The sequence below is a fragment of the Actinomycetospora succinea genome (assembly GCF_004363095.1).
GTDB classification, from domain to species: domain Bacteria; phylum Actinomycetota; class Actinomycetes; order Mycobacteriales; family Pseudonocardiaceae; genus Actinomycetospora; species Actinomycetospora succinea.
In genome coordinates, this window is sequence record NZ_SNYO01000019.1 from 1 (window position 1) to 3,354 (window position 3,354).

Sequence of the window (3,354 nt, forward strand, 5' to 3'; positions counted from 1 at the left end):
AGCCCTCCAGCGCCGATGGTACTGCGACCGACAGGTCGTGGGAGAGTAGGACACCGCCGGAACACCCGACCACCCCCACACACGCACCACCACAACAGGGGCGAGACTCCCACCCCCGGGAGCCTCGCCCCTTTTGTCATTTCCGGAATCTCTTCTTGCGTCGATCACTACGTCCCGCCGGACTCCGAGCCGGCGGCCTCAGGGGTCGACGAGCTCGCGGAGCACGGCGTCACGTGTCAACGATCTCTGACAGTTGACCCCCTGGCGGACTCTGAATCCTGACCCCCGTGGGTCACGAGCGTTGGTTGAGCCACTGCTCGCGGGTGGTGGAGTACTCGACGTCGCCGTGCTCGGCCCCGAGCCGGGAGGGGTCTCGCTCGTGGTGGAAGGCGCGCGCGTAGCGCAGGCCGAGCGAGTTCATGGTGGCGCGGGAGGCGTGGTTGACCGCCATGGTGTCGGCATAGATCAGCGAGGCGTTGAGGTCCTCGAAGGCGTGGCGGATGAGCTCGCGGCCGCCTTCGCTGCCAGGCCCTGGCGCCAGAACCGGCGCAGCAGGCGGTAGCCGAGTTCGATCTCGCGGTCTTCGGGGTTGCGGCTGCGGGGTCGCAGTAGCCACCAGCCGACGAACTGTCCATCGGCGAACCCGGCCCACAACCCCATCCCGGGCAGGCTGCGTGCCTGTTCGATTCGGTCGCGGTGGGCCTGCTCGGTGGTCTCGCGGCTGCTCGGGCCGTGCGCGAGGTAGCGCATGACCTCAGGATCGGCGTCGAGCTCGACCTCGTGATCGAGGTGCTCGTCGGCCAGCGGCACCAACAGCAGCCGCGCCGTCGTCAGCGTGGCCTGTTCCATCCGACCATCCTGCGACGACCGGAAGCGCTGGCTTGGCCGTTCTGGTCGTGCTTCGCGGTGCTGCCAGCGGTGTTGCTGGTGGTGCCGTCGCTGGTGGCGGTGCCCATGACGGCGTTCGTGGTGGGCGACGAGTTCGCCGTCGCGGACCGCCGTGACGGTCGAGAGTGCGGCGGTGACGTCGACGAACCGGCCGATCGCGCGGGGGTCGACCGAGGAGCCGCAGGTGTCGACCCGGCTGTCGTGGTCCCGCGCCAGCCGGACCCGCGCGCCCAGCCCGGTCGGCGGGTCGATCGGCGGCTGCGGGGTCGTCGTTGCGTGGATCCACGTGGGCCGGGCTCGACCTGGACCCTTGGCGGCCGCGACGCCCCTCCTACGGATGCTGAGTTGTCTCCTCGGCGCCGGCGCTCGTCCACGGCCAATGCCGCGACCACGCTCCCGGCGAATCTACGGGCGCGCCGTCTCTGTCGAGTACGGCAGCAGCGCCGTGCTGCTGCTGCTGCTGCCGCCGGCGGCGGGCCAAGCCCCGCACGGCACGCCGGCTGCGCATCGAGCGACACCTCGCCGCCGTGGGCACCGCGGGTCCGTTGGGTGCCCTTCCACCGACGGCGACCCTCTCCTTCACCCCCTGCCACTCGGGCGACCGTCACTTCCGTCGTCGGCGGCCTCGAGCTCGAGACCGGGAGTGCCACGATGCCAATACTCACGGCGGCGGCTCGGACGTGATCGGCGGCTCTGGGCCTGCTCGAAGGCGTGCGATGAGCCACCCGCCTACGGTGGGCCGCCACCTCGTCGGGCTCAGCAGGCAGTCGCGCACCCGGGGGACGAGGCCGCCGAGGGTGGCGCGGCGCCACGGGGCGGCCGCTCGCCTTGGTGGGAGCCGGTCGCGGACAACGGTGGGGAGCCCGACCAGCTGGTGGGGCTCCCCTGACCGCGGACGCCGAGTGTCCGGCTCGTGGCCGTAGAGCTCGTCGCACGCCGGGGCGAGCCGACCAGCGGACCCTGCCCTCGGCGGATCACTCTGTCGACGAGTCGGTCGTGGTGCAGGCACCGGGACGACCGTCGGCGTGCTCGTACTCGGGTGCTCACGACGCACGGGATCCGGGATGGGGCACGCCGTCGCGTCCTCGCTCCGCGTTCTCCCGACGGAGGATCACCACACGCGCCACGAGGCGCGGGTACGGATCACCGAGCCTGTGGGGCTCAGCTCAGCGTGCCCCATGAGGCGTCAGTGCGAGACGCGCCACCGCCACTGGGCGACACCGGGGCCCGGCCAATCGCGGCGGTGTCCCGTGCCGATGTGCGCCCGCCTTCGGGGCCTGCCTGGGCTCGTTGCGCCGTGGCTCTGTCGGCCCGGGACACGAGGGAGGGGCAGCGAGGGCTCGTGTCCCGGCACCGGCGGATGGAGACGCCGCGGAGACTGCAGCCAGAGTGCCGGAGCGCCCGTGACATCAGCCGGTCACGTCTTCGAGATCCCCCCCGCGGCGGAGCGGCAGCGTGTTGCCCCGGGACGACAGGACGGCCCCACCCGTAGGCTCGCGTCATGACCACCGCCGCGTCGCCCGTCCCCCCAGGGGGAGGAGACGCCGGGACCTGGGCCGAGGCCACGCCCGCGGAGGTCCGTGCCGTCCTGGCGCCCGAGAGCGCGGTGGAGTTCGACCGCCAGTGGCGCGCAGCCCTCGCCCGGGCCGCGGACACGTACGACCTGACGATCGTGCTGCAGTGCCTCGACGCCTGGCGTCGGGTCGCCCGCGTGACGGCCGCCGCAGGCGGTGCGGAGGGGTACCGGGCGCTGCTCGACGCCGCGGCCACCGCCCGCGCCGGCGAAGGACCGGCGTCGCCCAGGGCCCCGTGGCGTGAGGTGCGTGCGGACCTCGGCCTGTAGGTGGCCTACGTCGTCGACGTCGGTTCCGTCCGCGAGGCACTCCAGACGCTGCCCGCGGAGGCGTTGGTGGGTCTCGCCGCGGTGATCGACGTGCTCGAGCTCGTGCCGTGGTCCGGTGACCCGCTGGTGGACCGCAACCCGGGCGGGGCCGTCCGCACCATGAGCTTCGCCGGCTCCGGTCTGGTGACCTACGTGGTCGTCGAGCACCTCGAACGGGTGGACCTCCTGCAGGTGCACTGGGCCGGGTAGCGACACGGCACGTCGCCTCTGAACGGGCTCGGACGCGGGCCTGTCGACGTCTCGGACCTCGGAACTGAGCCCTGACCTGCGCCGATGATGTTGACCCACCCCCCGGTGAAGGGCGTCTGATCGCCCGTGTACTATTCTCCACGTCGCCAGAACACAGGGGTTGAACCCGGTCCGGTCGACGCAGTAAGATAGGAAGGTCGCCCTCCGGAAGGTCCACTCAGTGAGTGGGTTGGTACGGTGGTGTGGTTGTCCTTTGAGAACTCAACAGTGTGCTGAATGTTTGGTGTGTTTGTCCTCGTCGGCATCGCGTCCCTTTGTGGGTTGTGGTGTCGTGGGGTTTCTTTGAGTCGCCTGACCTTTCATGCCAGTGGGGG

Annotated in this window: 4 protein-coding genes and 1 pseudogene; 2 read left to right on the top strand and 3 right to left on the bottom strand. The window is 71.3% G+C overall.

The features are described from left to right. Positions 1 to 292 precede the first annotated feature (292 nt). From EV188_RS32870 to EV188_RS32875, 3 genes and pseudogenes are all read right to left on the bottom strand, one after another. On the bottom strand, positions 293 to 451 hold the full coding sequence (locus tag EV188_RS32870; protein WP_243742136.1) for a hypothetical protein: 159 nt from the start codon (positions 449 to 451) through the stop codon (positions 293 to 295). 14 nt (positions 452 to 465) lie between these two features. Beyond that, positions 466 to 849 (bottom strand): GNAT family N-acetyltransferase, encoded by a 384-nt coding sequence (locus tag EV188_RS31265; protein WP_243742137.1) that lies wholly within the window; start codon positions 847 to 849, stop codon positions 466 to 468. Between the two features lie 96 nt (positions 850 to 945). Then, positions 946 to 1,146, bottom strand: a pseudogene (locus EV188_RS32875) (Mu transposase domain-containing protein); the annotation flags it as partial. Between the two features lie 1,243 nt (positions 1,147 to 2,389). On the opposite strand from EV188_RS32875, the gene EV188_RS31270 reads away from it, so the two are divergent. Both EV188_RS31270 and EV188_RS31275 read left to right on the top strand, forming a co-directional pair. Then, positions 2,390 to 2,731 carry a DUF6247 family protein gene (locus EV188_RS31270; RefSeq protein WP_133830261.1) on the top strand — a complete coding sequence of 114 codons (342 nt, stop codon included), beginning with the start codon at positions 2,390 to 2,392 and terminating at the stop codon, positions 2,729 to 2,731. After that, positions 2,732 to 2,980 carry a hypothetical protein gene (locus EV188_RS31275; protein ID WP_133830262.1) on the top strand — a complete coding sequence of 83 codons (249 nt, stop codon included), beginning with the start codon at positions 2,732 to 2,734 and terminating at the stop codon, positions 2,978 to 2,980. The last annotated feature ends 374 nt before the right edge of the window (positions 2,981 to 3,354 follow it).